Annotated in this window: 16 protein-coding genes; 5 read left to right on the plus strand and 11 right to left on the minus strand. The window is 71.7% G+C overall.

Annotated elements, in window-relative coordinates:
- The coding region (locus ACWC5O_RS42365) for a type I polyketide synthase (protein ID WP_450781233.1) at positions 1 to 1,514 on the minus strand (1,514 nt) is incomplete at its 3' end.
- Between the two features lie 358 nt (positions 1,515 to 1,872).
- On the opposite strand from ACWC5O_RS42365, the gene ACWC5O_RS42370 reads away from it, so the two are divergent.
- A complete protein-coding gene (locus ACWC5O_RS42370; RefSeq protein WP_450591865.1) occupies positions 1,873 to 3,081 on the plus strand; it encodes a cytochrome P450 in 1,209 nt (402 codons plus the stop codon).
- 90 nt (positions 3,082 to 3,171) lie between these two features.
- On the plus strand, positions 3,172 to 4,386 hold the full coding sequence (locus tag ACWC5O_RS42375) for a cytochrome P450 (RefSeq protein ID WP_450591866.1): 1,215 nt from the start codon (positions 3,172 to 3,174) through the stop codon (positions 4,384 to 4,386).
- Between the two features lie 77 nt (positions 4,387 to 4,463).
- Here ACWC5O_RS42375 and ACWC5O_RS42380 read toward each other — a convergent pair whose 3' ends face one another.
- Positions 4,464 to 6,041 (minus strand): ArnT family glycosyltransferase, encoded by a 1,578-nt coding sequence (locus ACWC5O_RS42380; RefSeq protein ID WP_450591868.1) that lies wholly within the window; start codon positions 6,039 to 6,041, stop codon positions 4,464 to 4,466.
- A gap of 391 nt (positions 6,042 to 6,432) precedes the next feature.
- Between ACWC5O_RS42380 and ACWC5O_RS42385 the strand changes: the two genes are divergently transcribed.
- Positions 6,433 to 7,350: an ATP-binding cassette domain-containing protein gene (locus ACWC5O_RS42385; protein WP_450591870.1), complete on the plus strand. Its 918-nt coding sequence runs from the start codon at positions 6,433 to 6,435 to the stop codon at positions 7,348 to 7,350.
- On the plus strand, positions 7,347 to 8,537 hold the full coding sequence (locus ACWC5O_RS42390; RefSeq protein ID WP_450591871.1) for an ABC transporter permease: 1,191 nt from the start codon (positions 7,347 to 7,349) through the stop codon (positions 8,535 to 8,537). The genes ACWC5O_RS42385 and ACWC5O_RS42390 overlap by 4 nt, the downstream gene beginning before the upstream one ends.
- A 9-nt stretch (positions 8,538 to 8,546) precedes the next feature.
- On the opposite strand, the gene ACWC5O_RS42395 is transcribed toward ACWC5O_RS42390, so the two are convergent.
- The 9 genes from ACWC5O_RS42395 to ACWC5O_RS42435 all read right to left on the minus strand — a co-directional run bounded on the left by ACWC5O_RS42395 (position 8,547) and on the right by ACWC5O_RS42435 (position 20,060).
- The gene (locus ACWC5O_RS42395; RefSeq protein ID WP_450591872.1) at positions 8,547 to 9,182 is read right to left on the minus strand and encodes a nitroreductase family protein; all 636 of its coding nucleotides are present in this window, start codon (positions 9,180 to 9,182) and stop codon (positions 8,547 to 8,549) included.
- 14 nt (positions 9,183 to 9,196) lie between these two features.
- Positions 9,197 to 10,096, minus strand: a complete 900-nt coding sequence (locus ACWC5O_RS42400; RefSeq protein ID WP_450591874.1) for a hypothetical protein — start codon at positions 10,094 to 10,096, stop codon at positions 9,197 to 9,199.
- Positions 10,097 to 10,154: 58 nt separating this feature from the next.
- Entirely contained in the window at positions 10,155 to 11,138 is a 984-nt protein-coding gene (locus ACWC5O_RS42405; RefSeq protein WP_450591876.1) for a ScbA/BarX family gamma-butyrolactone biosynthesis protein, read from the minus strand.
- 14 nt (positions 11,139 to 11,152) lie between these two features.
- Positions 11,153 to 12,118 (minus strand): nucleoside-diphosphate kinase, encoded by a 966-nt coding sequence (locus tag ACWC5O_RS42410; RefSeq protein WP_450591877.1) that lies wholly within the window; start codon positions 12,116 to 12,118, stop codon positions 11,153 to 11,155.
- Positions 12,115 to 13,203 (minus strand): SDR family oxidoreductase, encoded by a 1,089-nt coding sequence (locus ACWC5O_RS42415; RefSeq protein ID WP_450591879.1) that lies wholly within the window; start codon positions 13,201 to 13,203, stop codon positions 12,115 to 12,117. The genes ACWC5O_RS42410 and ACWC5O_RS42415 overlap by 4 nt, the downstream gene beginning before the upstream one ends.
- A gap of 15 nt (positions 13,204 to 13,218) precedes the next feature.
- Positions 13,219 to 14,871, minus strand: a complete 1,653-nt coding sequence (locus ACWC5O_RS42420; RefSeq protein WP_450591880.1) for a hypothetical protein — start codon at positions 14,869 to 14,871, stop codon at positions 13,219 to 13,221.
- Positions 14,868 to 17,621: a phosphoenolpyruvate synthase gene (locus ACWC5O_RS42425; RefSeq protein ID WP_450591889.1), complete on the minus strand. Its 2,754-nt coding sequence runs from the start codon at positions 17,619 to 17,621 to the stop codon at positions 14,868 to 14,870. Before ACWC5O_RS42425 ends, ACWC5O_RS42420 begins: the two co-directional genes overlap by 4 nt.
- 130 nt (positions 17,622 to 17,751) lie before the next feature.
- A complete protein-coding gene (locus tag ACWC5O_RS42430) occupies positions 17,752 to 18,960 on the minus strand; it encodes a cytochrome P450 (protein WP_450591882.1) in 1,209 nt (402 codons plus the stop codon).
- A gap of 41 nt (positions 18,961 to 19,001) precedes the next feature.
- Positions 19,002 to 20,060: a beta-ketoacyl-ACP synthase III gene (locus ACWC5O_RS42435; protein ID WP_450591883.1), complete on the minus strand. Its 1,059-nt coding sequence runs from the start codon at positions 20,058 to 20,060 to the stop codon at positions 19,002 to 19,004.
- A gap of 680 nt (positions 20,061 to 20,740) precedes the next feature.
- On the opposite strand from ACWC5O_RS42435, the gene ACWC5O_RS42440 reads away from it, so the two are divergent.
- Positions 20,741 to 23,464, plus strand: coding sequence for an ATP-binding protein (locus ACWC5O_RS42440; RefSeq protein WP_450591885.1), 2,724 nt, complete (start codon positions 20,741 to 20,743; stop codon positions 23,462 to 23,464).
- The last annotated feature ends 12 nt before the right edge of the window (positions 23,465 to 23,476 follow it).

Here is a 23,476-nt window from a genome sequence, read left to right on the forward strand (position 1 = left end):
CGACCGGCCTGCCCCCGAAGAGCCACCTCCCCCCGCGCTGACACCGGCCACACCACAACCCCGCCACCACCGACACCACCGGCACCACCGGCACCCGCAGCGCCCTCCTCAACCTCCCCAACCGCCTCGACCGCCTCGGCCTCTTCGAGAATCACATGCGCGTTCGTTCCGCTGACGCCGAAGGCGGACACGCCCGCGCGGCGTCGATGGCCGTCTTCCCTCTGCGACCATTCCTGAGCCTCGGTCAGCAGGCTCACCTCGCCCGCGGACCAGTCGACGTGGGTCGACGGCGCGTCGACGTGCAGGGTGCGCGGCAGCAGGCCATGGCGCATCGCCATGACCATCTTGATCACTCCGCCGACTCCGGCAGCGGCCTGGGTGTGTCCGATGTTGGACTTCAACGAGCCGAGCCACAGTGGCCGTTCACGGTCGCGCCCGTAGGTGGCGAGCAGTGCCTGGGCCTCGATCGGGTCGCCCAGCGTCGTACCCGTGCCGTGCGCCTCCACCGCGTCCACATCCGCCGCCGAGAGTCCCGCACTCGCCAGCGCAGCCCGGATCACCCGCTGCTGCGAAGGACCGTTCGGGGCGGTGAGGCCACTGCTGGCGCCGTCCTGGTTGACCGCGCTGCCGCGGATCACGGCCAGCACCCGGTGACCGTTGCGACGCGCGTCCGACAGCCGCTCCAGCAACAACAGGCCCGCGCCCTCACCCCAGCCGGTACCGTCCGCGATGTCGGCGAAGGACTTGCAGCGCCCGTCGGGGGAGAGTCCGCGCTGGCGGCTGAACTCGGTGAAGGTGACCGGGGTCGACATCACCGCGACACCGCCCGCCAGCGCCAGCGAGCACTCTCCGGCCCGCAGCGCCCGGCAGGCCAGATGAAGGGCCACCAGGGAGGAGGAGCACGCCGTGTCGACGGTCACCGCGGGGCCCTCAAGACCCAGGGTGTAGGCGACACGCCCGGAGGCGATGCTGCCCGCGCTGCCGTTGCCGATGAAGCCCTCCAGGCCGGGCGGCGGCACGTCGAACCGGGAGCCGTAGTCGTTGTACATGACGCCGACGAAGACGCCGGTGGGGCTGCCGCGCAGGGTGCCCGGGTCCAGCCCGGCCCGTTCCAGGGCCTCCCAGGAGATCTGCAGCAGGAGCCGCTGCTGCGGGTCGGTGCCGAGGGCCTCGCGCGGCGACATGCCGAAGAAGTCGGGGTCGAAGTCGGCGGCGTCGTGCAGGAAGCCGCCCTCGCGGGTGTAGCAGGTGCCCGGGTGCTCGGGGTCCGGGTGGTAGAGGGAGCCGACGTCCCAGCCGCGGTCCTCCGGGAAGGGGGTGATGGCGTCGGTGCCGTCGGCGACGAGCCGCCACAGGTCCTCGGGGGTGCGGACGTCGCCTGGGTAGCGGCAGGCCATGGAGACGATCGCGATCGGTTCGCCGTCCTTGGCCTCCAACTCGCGCAGGCGGGTGGTGGTTCGGTGCAGGTCGGCGGTGACCCGCTTCAGGTAGTCCCGCAGGCGGTCTTCGCTCACAGCTCGGCCCCCAGGCTCGGGTCGCGCACCACGGCGGACATGACCGGCGGCAGGCCCGCTGCGCTCGGAACGGTAGACGACACCGGATCTCCTCAGGCTCGGACACCCACGCGCTCGGCATGGCTCCTCGAACACCTCGAACCCGGCCAAGTCTGGGGGCGCTTGCGCCGTCCATGGCAGCTTGACCTCCGACTCTGAAAAATCCCCTAGTTGCCCGCAGGGGCGGGTCCGCGGTCCCTGGCACCGGCAAATCCCTAGAGTTGCCCGGCTTTTGTGGCCTTGGCTTCGCCGGGCGTGCTGCGCTGGGGCCGCTCCCGGCCCGCCTCCTGTGCGGCCTGCCCTACGAGAGGGGTTCCCGATGACAGCCGTGCCCGCTCCTGACGGCCCTGAGGTCTCCGCGCCGCCCGAAGTGGGTATCGACGGCGGTGCGACCCTGCTGGCCTGGCTGCGGCGGATGCGTGACGAGCAGCCGGTGTGGCGCGATCCGGCGGGCCGTTACCACGTGTTCCGCCACGAGGACGTCCAGCGGATCACCGCCGACCCGGCGGCCTTCTCCTCGGACACGGTGAGCCGGCTGTCGGGCGGCGAGCAGCAGCCGCCCGGCGGAACGCTGCTGTTGCTGGACCCGCCCCGGCACGGAAAGCTGCGTCGGCTGGTGAGCAAGGTCTTCACCGCCAAGATGATCAACGAGCTGACCCCCCGGATCACCGAGGTGGCCACCGAGCTGCTCGACGGACTGGCCGGCAGCGACCGCTTCGACCTGGTCGAGGCGTTCGCCAATCCGCTGCCGGTCATCGTGATCTCCTCCATGCTCGGCGTGCCGCCGTCCGACCGTCCGCTGTTCCAGGTGTGGGCCGACAACCTGCTGACCGTGGACTGGGAGACGCCCGAGGGCGCCGAGGTCCTGGGCAGGACCGTGCAGGAGCTGGACGCCTATCTGCGGCAGCACGTCGCCGAGCGGCGGGCGCGCGAGCACGACGACCTGATGAGCCTGCTGGTGCGGGCCGAGGTCGACGGGGAGAGCCTGAACGACGACGACGTGGTGAGCTTCGCCGCGCTGCTTCTGCTGGCCGGTCATGTCACCACCGCCGTGCTGCTGGGCAACATGCTGCTGACGCTGGACCTGGAGGCGGGCCTGCTCTCCGAGTTGCGTGCGGATCGCGCGCAGATCACGGCGTTCACCGAAGAGGTACTGCGCTGCCGGCCGCCGTTCCTGAAGATCGAACGGGTGCCCACGGCCCCCGTGGAGATCGCCGGTGAGAAGGTGCCCGAGAACACGATGGTGTACCTCTGGCTGCTGTCCGCCAACCGCGACGAGCGGGTCTTCCCCGAGCCGGACCGCTTCCAGCCGGGCCGGCCCAACGCCAAGCAGCTCGCCTTCGGGCATGGCATCCACTACTGCCTGGGCGCCCCGCTGGCCCGTATGGAGGGGCAGATCGCGCTCAACCTGATGCTCGACCGCTACGCCGACATCCGGGTCGACCGCGACAGCCCGCTGTCCTACTTCGACAACCGCGTCAACGTCTTCGGTCTTCGGCAGCTGCCGCTCACCGTCCGGCGGGCCTAGGTCCTGTCGTCGAACTCCCGCCCGGCGCGGGGAGTTCGACGGCAGGGCCTGGCACACCTGGGCGGACGGAAACCACCAGACGGAGGATTCATGGCCTACGAGCCGAAACCACCTGTGATACCGACCCATCGCACCTGCCCCTTCGACCCCGACCCGGAGTACCGCCGGCTGCGCGAGGAAGAACCGATCAGCCCGGTCAAGTTCGACATCGCGCCGGGCCGCGACGACGGCTGGCTGGTCACCCGGCACGAGCACGTGCGGGCCATCATGACCGACCCGCGGTTCAGCCACCGCGCGGAGCTGCTGGCGCTGGTGGCGTCGCCGCCGTTCGAAGTGGAGAGCTACGACCCGCAGCCGTCGGGGCCGGGTTCCTTCGTGCGGATGGACGCGCCCGACCATACCCACTACCGGCGGCTGCTGACGGGCTTCTTCACGGTCCGCAAGATCCAGGAGTACGAGCCGACGCTGGCCGGGATCATCGACGACGTACTGGAGGAGATGGCCGGTCTGGAGCCGCCGGTGGACCTGTTGCCGGCGTTCGTCCAGAAGGTCGTGTACCGGTCGGTTCACTCGGTGATGGGCGTGCCGGAGGAGGACATCGCCGAACTCGACAAGCACTTCTCGGCGATCATGCGGATCGACTACACGCTCGAGGAGTTCGTCGAGCACAACACGGCCCTGGACCAGACGCTGGCCCGGATCGTCAAGGACCTGTTCGCCGAGCCCAACGACAAGCTGCTCGGCAAGCTGGTCAAGACCGGTGAGCTGACCGAGGAGGAACTGGCGAACATCGCCTGGATCACCATCGGCGGCGCGCTGGACACCACCCCGAACATGCTGGGTCTCGGCACGTTCGCGCTGCTGGAGCATCCGGAGCAGCTGGAGAAGATCCGCAAGCAGCCGGAGCTGATGGAGCGGGCCGTGGAGGAGCTGCTGCGTTATCTGACGATCTCTCATATGGGCGCGAGCCGCGTCGCGTTGGAGGACGTGGAGATCGGGGGCACGACCATGGAGGCCGGCCAGACCGTGGTGCTCTCGCTGCCTGCGGCCAACCGGGATCCGGAGCAGTTCGAGAACCCTGAGGTCTTCGACGTCACCCGCCCCTCCCGGCGCCATCTGGCGTTCGGCTTCGGCATCCACCAGTGCCTGGGGCAGCATCTGGCCCGGGCGACGCTGCGCATCGGCTTCCAGAAGCTGTTCGACCGCTTCCCCGAGCTCCGGCTGGCCGTCGAGCCGCAGGAGATCCCGCTGCGTGACAAAGCGATGCACTACGGCGTGTACGCGCTGCCCGTGACCTGGGGCTGACCGCGCGGACGTGAGCGGGCTGCGGGCCGTCCCGGAGAGGGGCGGCCCGCAGCGTCGTCATCGCCTCGAGAAGAGGCCTATTTCTTCGCCGAGTCGGCGTTCAGATGGGAGAGGCGGGGCCACAGGGTGCGCCATGAACCGCGCTGACCCTCGCACACCCATATGGGGGCACCCCAGTTGAGGTTGTGCACCTTCTGCGCGTTGGTGACGGTGCCCCGCCTGCGCACGCTGGTGAAGAACTGCCGGAGGTAGCGGGCGTCGGCACCGACGAAGACGACGGTCGCGGAGTCACCGGCCGGGCGGCGCAGATACCAGTAGCCGCGGTGGCCGCTGTAGGGCCGCGGCAGGCCGAGGGCCGGGCCGAACCGGTCCAGGGCACCCGCCTGGTCGTACCGGTCGGTGATCAGCAGGGCCCGGCGGCGCCGGTCGGCGGGCAGTTCGCGGTAGACGCGGGCCACCGATGCCGCCAGGCCGGGCCAGCCCACGCTCTCCATCGCCAGCCGGTCGGCGGAGGGGCTGGTCAGACGGCGGACCGGGTAGACGGGCAGGACCTGAACCGCCAGGGCCGCCGAGAGCACGTACGCCACGGCCGTGGACCAGGCGCGTGTGCGGGTGGGGCGCAACCGCTGCAGTCCCGTGGCGCCCGCCGCCCACAGGACGGCGAAGAGCCCGGAGACGTAGTAGGGCCGTCCGTGGACGACGAGGTAACAGGCGCAGAGTCCGGCGAAGGTCAGCCCGAGGAACCGGTACGGGCGCGTCTCGTGGGCGATGAGCAGCCGCCACAGCCCGTAGCACAGGAGTACGACACCGACGAGTCCCGAGGCCGACAGCACGGTGGGCAGGAACATGATCCGGCCGCCCTCCTCGGTGGCCACCTCGTGGGAGATGACCTTGGTCATGGCCAGTTGGGGCCAGCCGTTGCGGGCCTGCCACAGCAGACCGGGAACAGCGGTGAGCAGGGCGCCCGCCGCCGATGCCCACAGCAGAGGGCGGCGCAGCAGGTCCCGGGGCCCGGCGAGCAGCAGGGCCACCAGGAGCACGGCCCAGAAGCCGGCGCTGAGGAACTTGACCTGGAGGGAGAGCGCGGCAGTCAGACCGACGAGGAGCAGCAGCCGGTCGCGCCGGGTGCGGACCCAGCGCACCAGCAGCCAGGTGGTGACCGTCGTCAGGAAGATGTCCAGGGTGGCGGTGATGAGCAGATGGCCCATCTGCAGCATGACGGGTGAGACGGCGTACGCGCCGGCGGTGGCGATCTGGGCGGCACGTCTGCCACCCAGCTCACGGGCGGTCAGGGCGGCGGTGAACACGCCGAGGCCGGTGACGGCCGCGGCCGGTGCGCGCAGCCAGATCAGTGAGCCGTGGGAGACGGCGTCGAGGCCGTGGGCCAGCAGGGGTAACAACGGTGGCTGGTCGGCGTATCCCCAAGCGAGATGTCGGCCCGCGGCGAGGAAGTACAGCTCGTCGCTGAAGTAGCCGAAGCGGTGGGCGGTGAGCAGCAGCAGGGCCGCGGTGGCGCAGGCGATCGCGGCCACCGGCAGCAGGGCCAGGTCCGGAGGTATGTTCGACGGGTCGGCGGAGGTCGGGCGGGGAGTGGCCCCGGGCCGGCCGTGTCCGCCGTCGCGGTGCGCGGCCTCGTCCCGGGCTGTGGGGGGCATCGTGGTGGCCTCGATCCTGTCGGTCCGCGGCGCAGCGGCGGCACGGAACTCTGATGGTGAACGTACGGTCGGTGACCGGACTGGACGAAGTCATTCCCCTTTCTCCGGAGAGGAGTAGGGGCGATTCCCTAGTCTTCGTCGTCTTCGATGGCCGCCGCCATGGCGCCTGTGCTGGGCTGGAGTTCCGTACCGCCGAAGAGCGCCCGTGCTCCCGTCCCTGTCCGGCAGCTGCCGACCGGCGGCGGTCGGACGCGGGCGGAGGGCCGGGAACTCCCCGGCTCGGCCCCCGATCCCTCAACCGATCACGGAGAGACGACAGTCGAGTGATGGACCTTCAGTTCATGTGCGACGGGGCCGGGACGCGGCTCCGCAGGGTCAGGGCGACGGCGTCATGACGGCGGCGATCGTCGCGGACGGCGTCCGCAAGCGGTACGGGGACATCCAGGCCGTCGACGGGGTCTCGCTGCACATCGAGGCGGGCGAGTTCTACGGCCTTCTCGGGCCCAACGGCGCGGGCAAGACGACGACTCTGGAGATCCTGGAGGGTGTCCGTGAGCCCGACGAGGGCCGGATCGAGCTGTTCGGCAAGAGTCCGTGGCCCCGCAATCCCGAGTTGCTGACCCGGATCGGCGTGCAGTTCCAGGCGTCGTCCTTCTTCGACAAGCTGACCACGCGGGAGACCATCCGCCTGTTCGCGTCCTTCCACCGGGTCGGCGCCCGGCAGGCCGACGCGATGCTGGAGCGGGTGGGCCTCACCGAGTTCGGGAACGTGCCGGCGGACAAGCTCTCCGGCGGCCAGGCGCAGCGGCTGTCCATCGCCTGCGGTCTCGTGCACGATCCGGAGATCGTCTTCCTGGACGAGCCCACCGCCGGTCTGGACCCGCAGGCCCGGCGCAATCTGTGGGACCTGCTGCGAGACGTCAACCAGGAGGGCCGCACGGTGGTCCTCACCACGCACTACCTCGACGAGGCGGAGATCCTCTGTGACCGGGTGTCGGTCATGGAGCGCGGCAAGGTGCTCAAGACCGGCGCTCCGGCGGCCCTGATCCGCGAGCTGGACGACATGGTGCGGGTGAGCGTGGAGTCCGGGCTGATCAAGCCGGACGCCCTGCGGGACCTGCTGAAGTCCGCCGGTGTGGACAACGCCGCCGTGGAGGACGACGGGGTCTCGTTGTCCGTCGCCACCCACACGCCGGGGCCGGTGCTCTCGGTCCTGGCCGACCAGGGGGCCCTGCGCGGCCTGGAGGTACGCGGAGCCACCCTGGAGGACGTCTTCCTCCAGCTGACCGGACGGGAGTACCGCGCGTGAGCATCGAGGGGACCACCACGCGAACCACGGGGACGGAGACGGCGGGGACCGGCTCGTCCGAGCGGAAGAAGCCCGCCGGGAAGGCCGGTTCGGGCCGCAAGGGCTCCGCCGGGGACGAGCGGCTCAGCCCGGTCCGCGAGCTGTCCCGGGCGATGATCCTCAGCGTGCTGCGGGACAAGGGCACGATCTTCTTCCTGCTGATCTTCCCGATCCTGTTCCTGCTGTTGTTCGGCACGCTGTTCAAGAGCACCGGGACCTCGCACATCAAGGTGGCCCAGGTCGGCGACGTACGGGTGCTCGACTCGCTCACCAAGGACCAGCGCGGGCAGTTGTCCAAGGCCGCCACGATCTCCAAGGTGAGCAGCGAGTCGGCCGCGCTGGAGAAGGTGCGCAAGGGCGACTACGACGCGCTGGTCGAGCAGAACGGCGGCACCGTCGTCCTTCGCTACAGCGCCGCCGACCCGGTCAAGGGCGCCTCCGCCCGCGCGACGCTCAACGCGGTGCTGGAGCAGGCGAACCTGGCCGCGACGGGCCGGCCGGCCACGTACACGCTGAAGGCCGGTCAGGTCGAGGACCGGTCGGTCAAGCCGATCCAGTATCTGACCCCCGGTCTGATGGGGTGGGCCATCGCCTCCAGCGCGGTGTTCAGCACCTCGCTGACGCTGGTGACCCTGCGCCGCAAGAAGATCCTCCAGCGGATGCGGCTCTCGCCGATCCGGGCCTGGGAGGTCGTGGCCGCCCGTATCTCCATGACCCTGCTCATGGCGCTCACCCAGACGGCCCTGTTCCTGCTGGTGGCCACGTTGCCGTACTTCGGTCTCCAGCTCACCGGCGACTGGTGGCTGATCGTACCGCTGGTGATGTGCGGCACCCTGTCGCTGATGTCGCTCGGCCTGCTCATCGGCTCGGTCACCAAGACCGAGGAATCCGCAGGCGGTCTCGCCCAGCTGCTCGTACTGCCCATGTCCTTCCTGTCCGGGTCGTTCTTCTCGCTGGACAACGCCCCGGACTGGGTCAAGGGGATCTCGTACCTGATGCCGCTGCGCTACCTCGTGAAGGGCAGCGAGGCCGTGCTCAGCCGTGGGGGCGGTGTGATGGAGGCCCTGCCGACCATGGGCGGCATGCTGGCCTTCACGGCCGTGGTGACCGCGCTGACGCTGCGGTTCTTCAAATGGAACGACACGTGACGCACCGCCTCAGGTCCGGTCGCCGCCCTGCCAGCCGTCGTGGTGCAGGACGTCCTCCAGCGGCAGCCGTGGCCCCGGCCGGAAGGTGGTGCGCAGTGGGTAGGCGGTCGGCAGCAGCGCTCCCTGGCGGACGGTGGGCGGCAGGCCCAGCAGGTCGGCGACCTCCCGCTCGCGGTCCAGATGGACCGCCGTCCAGGCGGTGACCAGACCACGGCTGCGCGCGGCCAGCGCATAGCTCCAGGCCGCGGGCAGCAGTGAACCCCACACGCCGGCCTGGTTCCCCTCCGGCAGCCGGCCGTCGGCCAGTTCGAGGCAGGGGATGACGAGGACGGGCACCCGGTGCAGGCGGTCGGCCAGCAGCCTGGCACCGGTGAGCGCGGAGCGGGTGCTTTCGGGAAGCTCGTCCAGCCGCTTCAGGGCGGCGCCGTTGCGGTCGTAGTAAGCGGCCCGGTACACCTCGGCGACGTCCGCGCGGACCCGCGGGTCGGTGAGCAGGAGCCAGCGCCAGTGCTGGCGGTTGTTGCCGTTGGGGGCCTGCAGGGCGATGCGCAGACAGTCCTCGACCAGCTGCGGGTCCACCGCCCGCTCCAGGTCCAGGCCACGCCGTACGGAACGCGTGGTGGTCAGCAACTCATCGATACGCATGGCAAGTTGAACGGTCACGGCAGCAGCACCGCCCGAATGCTCAGGGCGAGGTACGTCACCACGACGAAGCCCATCGCGGTGATCAGCGACCAGCCGCCGCTGCGCGCGGCCAGGAACCGCCAGGTGCCCCACAGGGGCAGGGCCACCGTCAGGCAGGGCAGCAGCCCGAACGGGCCGTCCGGCGCGAACAGGACGACCTGGCACGCGACCGCCCCGGCCGCGAGGCCCGCGGTGACCGCAGCGCTGCGCCGGGGGCCGAGGCCGGCGGAGTACAGGCGGGCGCCGGGCTCCTCCTCCCAGGCCGTCTTGCGGGCGAACTCGAAGTGCAGGAACACACAGGCGCACAGCGCAAGCAGCAGCGCCCCGCGCCAGTCGGCGGTGACGGTCCCGGCCGCGGCCAGCGACCCGTACACATAGACGCCCAGCAGCACCTGCACCGGGTAGGTGACCGCGAGGTTGAGCAACTGCCGGTCACGCACCGCCGCCGAGAGGCGTTCCAGGGCGGCGAGGAAGAGTCCGTACCCGAGGGCCGCCAGGATCAGCAGGACCGCCGTCGCCGACAGGGCCGCGTTCAGGCCCGCCACCGCCGCGGTGAGCGCGGCCATCGCACCGCGCAGCTCGGCGACGGTGATCGCTCCGGTGACCAGCGGCCGGTCCGGGTGGTGCACGCGGTCGTACTCGAAGTCCTTCTGCTCGTCCAGCATCCGCAGGAACAACAGCGCCAGTACGACGCTGACGACCCGCACCCAAGTGGCCCCGGATGGGCGCCAGGCCGTGCCGGTCAGCGCGACCGACGAGCCCTCCAGGGCGAGGACCCACAGCAGTCCGTAGGTGGCGTAGATATGGGGCCGGAACATGCGCAGCACGAAACGGCCGAGCCGGGCTGGCACTTGGGGCACGGCGACGGTGCTCACTGAGCGGTATCCCCCTGTCTCGGGTACGTGTCTTGGTGTGTCTGTCGTGCCGCGCGGGTCAGGCGCGGGGGTGGTTCCCCTGGCCGGCGAGTACGTCTGCCAGGTCGGCCGCGTTCCGGTCGGCGAGCCTGATCCGGGCCTCGGCGACCAGGGCGCCGGGCTGGTGCAGGGAGCACTCGATGTCGGCGCCGGGCAGCACCGCGGCCGTCCGGCACTCCAGGGGCAGGTCCAGCTCGGCGAAGCAGCGGAACCGGGCGTGGAGGCCCACCGGCAGTGCCGTGGGCGTGCGCACCGTGCCCGCGGTCACGGCGGCGGTCAGGGCCAGTTGCCGGAAGGCCTCCAGTTCCAGCATGCCGGGCACATGGTCGACCCAGTGGTCGTACAGGGTCGGGTGCGTGGTCTCGGCGACCAGGCGAGCGGTGCTCATGCCCTCGGAGGAGGTGTGCGGCGGCGAGATGACCACGTTGGCCTGGTCCCGTCGGCCCACCAGGGCGGGATCGACACGCGGTCCGGGCAGCGCGACGGGCGGCTCGGGCAGGCCGAGTGCGTCGCGCTGCCCGGCCCGCAGACGCGTCCAGTCCTCCGGCGGCATCCACGAGTAGTCGATGCGGGCGAGCATGGCCTCGCGTTCGCCGATGGCCGCGGTGAAGCGCAGCCGCAGCCCGGTCACCCCGGACCGGCTCCGGATCCGGTGCTCGATCCGGACGCCGATGACAGCCTCGGTCGGCGTGTCGCCGGGCGCCAGGGCAGCCGGGTCCGGCACCTCGAACTCGACCGTGCGCAAGAGGAACTTGTGGCCGAGGGGCACGTCGAGGTAGCGGTGGGCCACCACGAAGATGCCCTGCCGGCATGCCTCAAGCAGCAGTAAGGGGTCGTGGCGGGTGCGGGGGCCGACCGTGTCGTCGTAGAAGGCGTGGAGGCGGGGAAGCTGTGCGGCGAGCAGTATCCCGTCCTCGCTGAGGCGCGCCGCGTCGGTCAGGAAGACCTCGGCGATCGCTGCCCGGTGCACCAGCTCCTTGGGGAGTGTCCGGGCGAACTGCATAAGCTGCTCCTCGTTCAGGTCGAGGCGCCGCGGACGGCGTCCAGATGGCGGCGCCATGCGTCGACACCGGCCCCGTCAAGGACCGGGGCACGGCCGGGCTGCCGCATGGGGAGCACCTTGGAGCCGACGATGACGGTGTCCCACGGGTCGAGGTCGATCCCGTGGTCCCAGGCCGATTCCAGGAGCTGACGCGGGGTCGCGGCCGGGTCGGTGCCGGGGTGGCGGGAGACGGCGGCGCGCAGCCGTTCGACAGCGGGTTCGAAGTCGAGTTCACGCGGCTTGGTGGCGGCGTACAGCCGGTCGGCCAGCTCCAGGGCGTGCCCGCGGTGGTCCTCGTCCGCCAGCGCGGAGCGGAAGAGGCGGTCACGTCCGGCGTCGTCGAAGTGGACGGCCAGCTCGCGCAGTACGTCGGCGGGCTCGTCGGGAGTGTGCACCAGATTGAGCAGGTAGCTGTAGCGGCCCAGGAGGTGGCGGAGCTGACCGGGCACCCGGGCCTCCGGGTCGGTCGGCCCCTTCAGGGCGGTCAGCAGGACCGAGGCCGGGATATCCGGGATGTCGGTGTCGCGCTCGGGGCGGACGAGCAGGACGAGGGCGTCGGCGTCCTCCAGGAAGAGCGCGGCGAGCCGCCTGCGGTACGGGGTGGCGAGATTCCACTGGAAGTACCACAGGGAGCGGATCATGGTCCGGGTCAGCCGGGTGATCGCCGCGCCGACGATCCGGAAGTCCTGCCCGGTCAGCCACTGAACGGCCGCGTCCAGCCTGCGGGCCACCACGGCGTCCGGCTTGAGCAGCAGCGCGGCGTGACGGTGGGCGAAGCCGGTGACGTCGTCGGTGAGGGCGGCGAGTTGTTCGTAGCTCTCCTGGTAATAGGTGTCCGCGCCGTACAGCCGCTGTTTGCCGGGGTGGCAGGTGAGCAGTGGCGAGACCGGGATGCCGTGGGCCGGATCGGGGTGCTCGGGCTGGTCGGGGTGACTCGTCATGGGGTGCTCCCGTCGGTTCGGGCGGCGGACGGCTCCCGGGGCGGCGGCGCGCCGAGATAGCCGACCTTGAGACAGTGGTCCAGGAGGCGGCGCAGGTAGGGCCGCCCGCCCGCTGGTGCGGGACGGCCGGTGAAGGCAGCGGCCTGTGTGGCGTCGAAGTGGATGCGCCGCAGGAAGTAGGTGTCGTAGAGGGAGATGACGCGGTCGTAGTAGGGGCGTTCGCGTTCGGGCAGGGCCGATGCGGAGAACGCTGACGGGGGGACGAACCTCGGCACCTGGAAGGACGGGTACTCGGCGAGGACGTCGGAGAAGTCCCGCAGGGTCAGCACCCGGCCGACGGCGTGCAGGGTGCGGCCCTCGGCGTCCGCGAAGCGGGTGGCGGCCTCGGTCACCAGGTCGGCGACGTGGTCGACCGGAACCAGGTCGAGGGCGGCGTCGTAGTGACCGGGGACGGTACGCACCAGGCCCCTGACGAGGATCTTGAGTACCGGGTAGATGGTCTTGAAGTCGCGGACGCAGCCGGTGCGGGCGGCGCCGGTGACGATGCTGGGGCGCACCACGGTCACCGGCAGGCCCTCCGCGGCGGCCTTGCGGACCATGGTCTCCGCGGTCAGTTTGCTCTTCTCGTAGCCGTTGCCGGGGCGTTGGCCGATGTCGAGTTCGTCCTCACGGGCGATGCCGTCGCGTTCCCCGCACACATAGGCCGTGCTGACGTGCACCAGTGGGATGCGGTGGGCCAGGGCGAGATCCAGGACGTGCCGGGTGCCGGCGACGTTGATGCTCTCGTACCGCTCCTCGGGCAGTCCGAAGTCGGTGACGGCGGCGCAGTGCACGATCCGGTCGGCGCGCGCGGCGAGTCGCCGGTCGTCGTCGGTCAGTCCGAGGCCGGGGCGGGTGATGTCGCCGGTGATCCGGGTGAGCGTGCCGGGGCCGGGGGTGAGTTTTCTGCCGTTGTTGCGGACGAGGTCGCCGTTGCGGTGCAGCAGTGTCAGCACGGTGTGGCCCGCGGCGGTGAGCCGGGCGGTCACCTCGGCGCCCACGAACCCGCTCGCGCCGGTCACCAGCACGGTCATCGTGTCTGTCATCGGTCGGTCCTCCTGTCACGCGGCCTGGTGGGGCTGGACGCCGTTGCTGGCGAGCAGGTCGCGGGCCTCTTCGATGGGCAGTTCCGCGTCGAGGTAGGCGCCGATGCGCAGCCAGTCGTAACCGAGCTCCAGCGTGGCCCGCCAGGTGTCCGCGGAGTCGAAGGAGAGGGGGAAGGCGTCGGCGCCGGCGGTGCCCCGTACCAGGGCGACGTGGGCGCGCAGATCCGCGAGGACGGCGTCACCGCTCTCCGCCGAGTCGATGGCGCGCCGCAGCAGTTCCTCGGCACGCTCCCGGATCGGCCCGGTGGCGGGCGGCAGCAGGTCGATACGGCGTACGAGGTCGGAGTCCGCGGGCAGCGGGTTGACCCCGTGCGCGCTGAACAGCCCCCGCAGCGCGGCGTGCACGGCGCGGCGGGCGGTGAGTTCGGCGACCCGCCACTGACCGCGCTGGAGGGCGCCGGTCAGGTCCTCGATGGCGTTCTCCACGACGACGTTGGACCACACCAGGGCCATGGTGGCGGCGGCGAACCGCTCTGCGGGCAGCGGCACCAGGTCGATGGCGTCGGGGCCGCTCACGGCCGCGCCGCGCACCGACAGCAGCGGCTGTGCGGTGGAGGGCGGCGGGGTGACGGGGCCGGGCGGCGCGGCGAGCGGCAGTGACGGGGTGACGGTGCCGCCGCCCTTCCACGCCAGCCGGATCAGCCCGTAGCGCAGGAACGCGGCCAGCAGCGGGCCGGGGCCGGTGACGCCGGTGTCCGGGGCCGCGGCGAGCACCTGGGGCAGCGGCCGGCCGAGGACGAGAGAGCGCCAGACCGCTCCGGCGTGGTCGCCGAGGGCGAACACCTCACGACGCCCGCGGACGACGTGGACCCGCTCACCGGTCTGCCAGGTGGTCACCCCGGCGACGCGTTCGACGGTGAGCCGCTCGGGCCGCCAGGAGACGCCGGTGAGGCCGAGGTCCTCGGCGAAGGCGAGGCAGGCGGTCAGAAGGGTGCGGGCGGCCTCGGCGTCACCCGGTGCGGGGGTGACCGCTTCCAGCTGCCAGTACCGGTCGCGCACCTCGGGCCGGTCGGCCCGGTCCAGCTGCATGGACAGCCACTTGGGTTCGAGGTAGGTCTCGCCCTGGCCGGCCGCCCACGACTTGATCGTCTGGACGAGTCCGGCGCGGGTCCAGTCAACCGCCTCGTCGGCCTCGCCGAGGCACAGCAGCGCCATCGCGTGCCGCAGGGACTGCCGGGCCCGATGCGCCCACCAGTCGGCGGCGATGCGGGAGAACCGCTCGACCGGCAGCATCGCCTTGATCTCGTCGACCAGGTCGTGGCCGCGCAGCGGGTGGCTGTGCAGCAGCCGCTGACAGCGGTTGAGCAGGTCCTCGGAGAGTCGGCCGGGCCGCTTGGCGCCCTCCTCCAACGTACGGAACTGGTCGATGAGTTGACGTATCGACCGGGTGCGTATCTCCACCCGGCGGCCGTCGACGAAGAGCAGCGACGGCATGGTCGGCAGGTCGTCCTCGGCGCGGCCGATCAGCAGGAAGTCGATGTCGGAGGAGGGGTTGCCGAAGCCCTCCGCGATGGAGCCTTCGAGTACGACGGCCCAGTCGGCGCCCGGGGGCAGTTCGGCGAGCGATTTGTCGAGCAGGCCCTGCAGTTGGTCCTCGGTGAGGATCACGGATGTGTCTCCGTCCTGGGAGTGTCCGGGTTCTCGGCGGGAGTGCCGTCGTCGGGCGGGTCGGCGAGCACGGTGACCGTGCCGGCGGCGCCGTCGACGCGCAGCAGGGTGCCGGTGCGGATCTCGGTGGTGGCGTTCTTGACCTGGACCACGGTCGGGATGCCCAGCTCGCGGGCCACGACGGCGACATGGGTGAGCGGGCTGCCGCGTTCGATGACCAGCGCGGCGGCCGAGGGCAGCGCGGCCACCCAGCCGGGGTCGGTGCGGTAGGTGAGCAGGATGCCGCCGCCGATGTCGCGCGGGGTGTCGGTGACCACCGCGGGTCCTTCGACGACACCGGGGCAGCAGGGGGTGCCGCGCAGTTCGCGGGCGCCGCTGCGGGCGGCGGGCCCGCCCCTCCAGCCGGCCAGCTCCAGGTTGCCGGACCAGTACGGGGCACCGCGGGTGGTGAAGCGGGCCGGGGCGTTCAGTTCGGCGTCGGCGGCGAGGTGCCCGCGGCGCAGCGCGGCCAGCTCCTTCAGCTCCGCGTGGACGATCATGCCTTCGTAGGCGCCGCGGATCTCCTCCAGACGCAGCATGAACACGTCGTCCCAGGCGTCGATGGCACCGGTGCGGGCGAGGTCGCGGCCCATGGCGCGCAGCATGCGCTTGGCCGCGCCGAAGGCACGGGTGCGGCAGAACCTGAGCCGTTCGCGGTCGGTGAGCGCGGCCCGGGCCTTGCCCCGCACCCGCTCGTACACCCAGCGGCGGGGGCCGCCGAGGTGCTGGTCGAGGTACGCGTCGGCCTCGCAGCCGCGCTCGCCCGCGCCACCCGTGGTCTCGGGCAGCGCGTCGCGCAGCAGGGTGAACAGCCCGGCAGGATTCTCGTGCAGGTCGGGGACTTCGAGCTTGAGTTCGTCGGGGCTGCGGTAGCCGTAGTCCGCGACATACGCGTCGACCGCGGCCAGGACCTCGGTGTGACCGGCGTCGGCCAGCGCCCGGTAGGCATCGGCGTCGGGGGTGCTGTCCAGCAGATGCCGCACCGCGTCGTCGGCACGCACCTTCGCCGCCAGCTCGGCCAGCGCCCACACCGGTTCGGCGGACTCCACGTCGCCGCCGGGGGCGGCCGCGGCCCAGGTGAACCACTCGGGCGCGTCGGGCAGCCATCTGCGGGTGAGCAGCGCCAGCAGGCCGACGGAGAGCAGGATCGTGGCGTCCAGGGCCTGCATGGGGCCCCACTTCTCGATGAGCTCTTTCTGCAGCCGGCGGAAGCGGCGGTAGGTCTCGTCGCCGGGCAGCGTGTCGTAATCGACGTTGTTGAAGATCTCGTACGCCCGGTAGAAATCCCGGTGGAAGGTCTCCACGGATTTCCGGATGGTCAGAAACCTTCTGGTGAAGACGACCGTACGGGCCAGCCGCGAAACACGGCCGCGCAGCCCGGGCCGCGGGGTGAAGGGATGAAGTGCGTCCGCGGTCTCGTCGGAAATGCTCTCCGCGACGCCCAGCGATTTCTCCAGGACCCGGCGGCCCAGCGGGTACAGCGGTGCCAGGCGCACCATCCGGTACCAGTGGTGGAGGTTGTAGTAGACGCGTCCGTGGACATAGCCGAGCAGGTGCGGGGTCCACTCCTGCACCTCGCGCAACTTCTCGCCCCTGACGCCCAGGGCACGGGCGTAGCTCTCGTACACCTTGGCGTAGGTGTCGGCGGCGAAGCTGTAGGTGAGCGGGGAGACGACACCGCTGAAGCTCTCGATGATGTTGGAGTTGTCCCAGATCCGCAGCTCCCCCTCGGGTTCCGGCGCGCTGTCGGAAACGGTGCCGAGGGCGGTGATGGGGCGGCTCTGCAGCACCCACAGGGTGCCGTCGGCGACGGCCCACTCGATGTCCTGCGGGGTGCCGTAGTGTTCGGTGGCGCGCACCCCGACCGCGTGCAGCCGGGCCAGGTCATCGGCGGTCAGGGACAGCGCCTTGCGGTCCTCGTCGGCGACCGGCGACACCTCGCAGCCGGGTCCAGTGCCGGCGTCGTAGCGCTCCTGCTTGTCGCCGATCACGGTGCTCAGCGGGACGCCCGTGGTGGCGTCGAGTACGACGGTGTCGGCGTCGACCGCGCCGGAGACCAACCCCTCCCCCAGCCCGTGGACGGCGCTGACCACATGGCGGTCCGTGCGGCCCGCCGTCGGATCGGCGGTGAACAGCACACCGCTGCGATCCGCGGGCACCATGCGCTGGACGATGACCGCGACGCCGCCGGTAGCTGGTGGCAGCCCGCGCTGCGCGCGGTAGCGCAGGGACCGTTCCGAGAACCCGGAGGCCCAGCACCGGCGGACGTGGGCAGTGACCTGGTCGAGGCCGGAGACGTTGAGGAAGCTGTCGAACTGGCCGGCGAAGGAGTGCTCCGTGCCGTCCTCCTCCGCTCCGGACGAGCGGACGGCCACCAGGCCGCCGCCGGCCTGTGTGTAGGCCAGGGCGATGGCCGCGGCGACACGCTCGTCCAGGGGCGCGGCCTCGATCAGTGCGGCGATCTCGGCGGCGACCTCTTCGGCCCTGCCGTCCCAGCCGTCGGCGAACAGGCTTCCCAGACTCTCGTCCAGTCCGCTGCCACGGGAGAATTCGGCGAAGACGTCGAGGCCGATCACCGACCAGCTGGGCACCTGGAAACCGGCGGCTGTGAGGGTGTGGAGGTTTCTCCCTTTCCCTCCGGCCAATTCGGCGATCAGAGAATCCTCACTGGACGGTGTGAGGATGCGAGGGGGCGGGCGGTCCGATCCCACGATGAACGACAACTGTCTTCCTTCCGAAGGGACTTCTCGAATTTTCCGACAGGTCTCACGACCGGGCCGACCAAGACGTCTGAATTCGGCCACCCGGGCACTTCCCTGAATTTCGTCGGCCGTTCGGTCCTCAGGACAGGACGATCGGCAAGGTCTCGTGACCGCGCAGGACGAGCCGGTCGCGGCGGGTCGGCCCGTTTCCGGGAGCGGGGCGCAGAGCGTGGAACCGGGACACCAGCCGGCTGAAGGCGGTGGCGGCCTCCAGACGGGCCAGCATGGCGCCGAGGCAGTAGTGCGCACCTCCGCCGAAGCTGAGCGGCTGGATGTCCTGCCGGCCGGGGTCGAAGCGCTCCGGGTCGTCGTAGCGGGCCGGATCGCGGTTGGCGGCGCCCAGCAGCACGATCACATGGCTCCCTGCCGGGACCGGCACGCCCCCGATCGAGACGCCGTCGGTCAGCGCGACCCGGTTGCTCACCTGCACCGGTGTGTCGTAGCGCAGCACTTCGTCGACGAAGCTCTGCGCCGGCACGGTCCCGGCGCGCAGTGCGGCCATCACCTCGGGGTGCTCGAAGAGCAGTTGCAGGCCGTTGCCGAGGAGGTAGGTGGTGGTCTCGAAGCCGGCCAGCAGCAGACTGGCCAGGTTGGCGACGAGTTCCTCGTCGTCCCCCAGCACCTCCTGGTCCCGCGCCTTCACCAGGGCGGTCACCAGGTCGTCGCGCGGATCGGCGCGGCGTGCTCCGGCGAGCTCGGTGAAGTACTGACCGACCTCCACCGCCGCCCGGTCGGCCGCACCGAGGCCGGAGGGGTCGGACAGCAGTTCCAGAGTGGCCATCAGATCGGCGGCGAAGCTCCGGAAGCGCCGCCGGTCCTCGGCCGGGACGCCGAGCAGTTCGCAGATGACGTGGGCCGGCAGCGGAAAGGCGAAGGCGTCCATGAACTCCACCGGGGAGGAGCCGGCCTCCGCGAGGGTGTCGAGCAGGGCGTCGGTGAGACCGGCGATCCCTTTCTCCAGCGCGGCCACCCGGCGTGCGGTGAACACCTGCGACATCGATGACCGCAACCGGCCGTGGTGGGGTGGGTTGGCGACCAGCAGCGACCGGCTCAGCATGGCCAGTGAGGGATGTTCATCGAGGTCGGCGCCCCAGGTCACCAGATTGATGTCGGCGCCCAGGCCGGGATGGCGCAGTGCCGCTCGGCCTGCTTCGTAGCCGCTGACCAGCACCAGGCCGTCACCGGCCGGTACGACGGGCCCGAGTTCGTGGGCGCGGGCGTACAGCGGGTAGGGATCGGCCCGTCCCTCCGGCGTCAGCAGGCGGGCGACAATCGACTCGGCGTCCAAGGGTCCTCCTGGTGGGGTGGTTCGGGGTGTCGGGGGTTCTGTCAGAGCGTGCTGCCATCGGGCCCGGCACCGGCCGTCGCGGGCTGCGGCGGTGGAGTCCGGTGCGCTGGGAAACGGGGCCAGACCAGGGCCAGCGACCCCCAGGTGAGGCCGCCGCCGAAGCCGGCCAGCACCACCTTGTGCCCGGGCCGCAGCTCGCCGGAGGCGACACCGTCGGCCAGGGCGAGGGGGATCGAGGCGGCGACCGTGTTGCCCCGTGCGCCGATGTTGGAGAGGAACCGCTCCGGCGGCAGCCCGAGCCGGCGGGCGACCGCGGCAAGAATCCGGGCGTTGGCCTGGTGCAGGACGAAGGAGTCGATCTCCTCCAGGCTCCATCCGGTGCGCGCGGCGCTCTCCCGTACCGACTCCGCCATCCGCCGCACGGCCTGCGCGTAGACGGCCTGCCCCTCCATCGTGAAGTAGGTGTCCTCGGTCTTGGCCGGCAGCCCCGTGGAACGCTGCCGGGATCCACCCGCCGGCACCTCGATCAGATCGCTGAGGCTCCCGTCGCTGCCGAGGTTCAGCCCCATGAGCGCTCCGGGCTCGTCCGACGACCCTGCACGCAGCACCACGGCACCGCCGCCGTCGCCGAAGATCACCCGGGTCGAACGGTCGTCCGGGGCGAGGATGGTGGAGAACGCGTCCGCGCCGATGACCAGCACGCTGTCGGCGGCGCCGAGCGCGACCATGCCGGCCCCCGTCGCCAGGGCGTACACGAAGCCCGTGCACACCGCGGCCACATCGAACGCGGGGACGAGTCCGAGACCCAGCCGGCTGGCCACCTCGGGCGCGGTCGCGGGGCAGTGCCGGTCCGGGGAGCTGGTGGCGAGGACCACCGCGTCCACGCCCCGCACCCCGGCGGACGACAGCGCGCGCCGCCCTGCCTCGACGGCCAGGTCACCGGTGGACTGCCCCGGGGAGACCCAGCGTCGCTCCCGGATGCCGGTACGGCTGCGGATCCACTCGTCGCTGGTGTCGAGGACAGCCGCGAGTTGGTCATTGGTGACGACGGTGGGGGGCACCCAGCCCCCGAGTCCCGCGACGACTGCCGCTCGTTCCATGGTCTCCGACTCCTTCACAACCCGACAGCCGGCCGGGACCGGAGAAACGGCCCGGATCAACGATTCACCGAGGTGGACCGCGCGTTCGCGGGGTCCGGCGGCTCCTGGGTGCCGCATGCCTCGAGTGGCCCCGCTCGACGGCTGCGCCCGTCACCGCGTCCCCCGGGCCCGTCTGCCGCGGAGACTCCTCCCCGGCTCCTCGCGGTCGCTCCGGCCGGCACCGTGCGGGCGAACGCCGCGGCCGGCGAGGCGAATCGGGGGCCGGGACGGACCGTCCACTCCCCCAGGTGGTCCCGGTGCGAGACCAAGGCCGTCCGCGCCGGGAAATGGACGAGGATTCAGGCGTTCCCGCTCGCGGCCGTGGAGAGCCCTCTGCCTCGCGGGCCGGTTCTCCGGCCGCGGCAGTCGGCTCACACCGCATTGTTGAGTGGGCGGCCGCTCGGCGAATCCGTCAGGTGACTGCACTCCGCCAGGTGCAGTCGGCACAGTCACCGTTCGCGTGCGTGCCGTTGCGTGGCCCGGGGCCCGCCATGAGTCCGCGAGGGAACGGGCGGCCGAGCAGCGGGTTTCCAGGGGATTCCTTAGAGGCCCGGGTCGAGAGGCGAAGGCGCGCGGCGGAGCGGGGATATGGTCCCCCGATGTCACACGCCGCGCACGAAGCCGGAACCGAGGAGGCGTTGTTGACCATTGCGACGTTGCCGGGCGGCACACTCGTGGGCCGTGCCTCCGAGGCCGCCCGGGTGGGAAGGTTCGTCACACCTCCAGGGGAGGGCGGGCGGGTCCTGGTCGTCACCGGTGAGCCGGGGATCGGCAAGAGCGCCCTCATCGACAGCGAGGTCGGCAGGCTCCGCGGCACCGGGACACGGATCCTGCGGGCGGAGGGCAGCGAGAGCGAGAGGGAACTGGCCTTCGCAGGACTCCACCAGCTGCTGCGGCCGGTACTGGGGCAGGCCGATGACCTACCGGACCGTCAGCGGGACGCGCTCCTGGGCGCCTTCGGCATCACCACCGGATCGGCCGAGCCCGACCAGCTGATACTGCGCATAGCGGTGCTGACCTTGCTGTCCGACATCGCGCGGCAGCACCCGGTACTGATCGTCGTGGACGACGCCCAGTGGCTGGACCAGGACTCCCTCGATGTCCTCGCCTTCGTCGGCAGAAGGCTGGAAGGCGAAAGGATCACGCTGCTGAGCGCGGTCCGCAGCGGCGCCCCGCTCCCCGCGTTCGCCCGGAGCCATCCGGTCCTGGAACTGGGCCCCCTGCGGGCGGCCGCCGCGGGGCTCCTTCTGGACGCACAACCGCGCCGCCCCAGCGGACCGCTGCGTGCGCGCATCCTGGACGAGGCGGCGGGAAACCCACTGGCGCTGATCGAATTCGCCAGGACGGAATCCGACCCCGCGCTCTGGCCGGTGGAACCGCTGCCGCTGACCGACCGGCTGGAGCAGGGCTTCACCGACCGGCTGGATGCCCTGCCCGAAGCCACGAGACACGCCCTGCTGCTGGCCGCGGCCGGCACGGGCACCGTGGAAGGCGTCGCGCCGGAGGTCTGGCGGCCGGCCGAACAGGCGGAACTCATCCGTGTCCGCGGCGGCGACGTCCGGTTCCGCCACCCCCTGATCCGCTCCGCCGTCTATCACGGCGCACCCCCCGCGCAGCGCCACGAGGCGCACCGCCAGTGGGCCGCCGCCCTGCGTGACGTCCCCGGCCGGCGGGCCTGGCACCTGGCGGCGGCCGGCACCGGTCCCGACGAGGCCGTGGCGCGGGAGATCGAGCGCGCCGCCGAGCAGACCAGGAAGCGGAGCGGTTTCGCGGCTGCGGCACTGGCACTCCAGCGGGCCGCCGAACTCAGCCCGGACGAGCCGGACCGCATACGCAGATTCACCCTCGCCGCAGGGATGGCCGCGCTGACCGGCCAGGCGACCTGGGTGGAGGACCTGACCGCCCGGGTCGAGGCGCTCGCCGACGACCCCGTGCTGCTCGCCCTCGCCACGCTGCACAAGGGCCAGGCCCTCGCCCTCACCCCGCGCCGCACCACCGCGTACACCCTGCTGATGCATGTCGCGGAGACCCTCGCGCCGCACCATCCCGCAAAGGCCCTGGAGGCACTCGCCGCAGCATCCCTGGTCTGCTACTACAACGGGGACGCCGTAAGACGCGACGAGCTCCGGCACATCTTCGCCCTGATCTGCGAAGGCCCCGGCCGGCCCCAGGAGCACGAACTCGCGTCCCTGTGGATCCGCGCCGCGACGGATCCGTCCTCAGACAGGGCCGAACTGCTCGCCGGGCTGCGCCGGCTGGCGGCATTCGACCGGGCCGGACCGGGGCTGCTGGCGGCCACGGCCACCATCGCCTGGCTGCTCGACGAGACCAGCCTCGCCGTCAGTCTGTTCGAAAGGGTGAGCAGACCCGCCCGCACCCCGGCGCCGCTGCCTGACGGGCTGCGCTGCGTCGAGGGCTGGACCCGTCTGGAGCACGGTCAGTGGCCGGCGGCCAGGGCAGTCGCCGCGGCCTCGACACGCGCGGCGGCGCAGAGCGATCCGCCCTTCACGGCGGCGGCGCCCCGCGCCCTCGACGCCTGCGTGCTCGCGCTGCAGGGCGACGTGGCCGCGGCCCGCGCGTCGGCGATGAAGGCACTGGATCTCGCCACGGCACAGAACAACCGGTTCGTGGCCGTCCGGGCCCGCTGGGCGATGGGCATGGCGGCCGCCGCGGAGGGCGACCATGAGGCCGCGTTCGACCAGTTCCGCATGATGTTCACGGCCGACGGCGACGAGGTCCACTACCACGTCTCCCGGTACGGTCTCGCCGACCTCACGGCCGCCGCCACCCGCATCGGACGGCACGACACCGCTCGTGCCGTCGTGGACCGGCTGGCGGACCGCCTGCAGAATTCCTCGCCACGGCAGCGGGCACTGCTCTTCCGCGCCAGAGCGCTCCTGGCGGACGCGGACGATGCGGAACAGCACTTCCGTGCCGCACTTGACGAGCCGTACGCCGAGGACCGGCCCTTCGCCCATGCCCACACGCAACTCGACTACGGCGAGTGGCTGCGCCGACGGCTGGGGTCCAGCCGGGCACGGCCGTTGCTGGCCGCCGCGCTGGAGACCTTCAGCCGGCTCGGCGCCGAGCCGTGGACCGGCCGTGCGCTGGCCGAACTGCGAGCAGCCGGGATCCGGCAGAGCCCCGGTGTCCCGGACAGCCTGCCCGCGCTCACCCCCCAGCAGGAGCAGATCGTCCACCTCGCGGCCCGCGGACTGACCAACCGTGAGATCGGCGAGCGGCTGCAACTCTCCCCGCGCACCGTCGGCTCCCACCTGTACCGGAGTTTCCCGAAGCTGGGAGTCACCGCCCGCTCCCAGCTCCGCGACCTCATCGACGCCGGACCCCCCAAGCGGCAGGGCTGACCAGGCGGAGCC

The organism is Streptomyces sp. NPDC001450 (genome assembly GCF_053597295.1).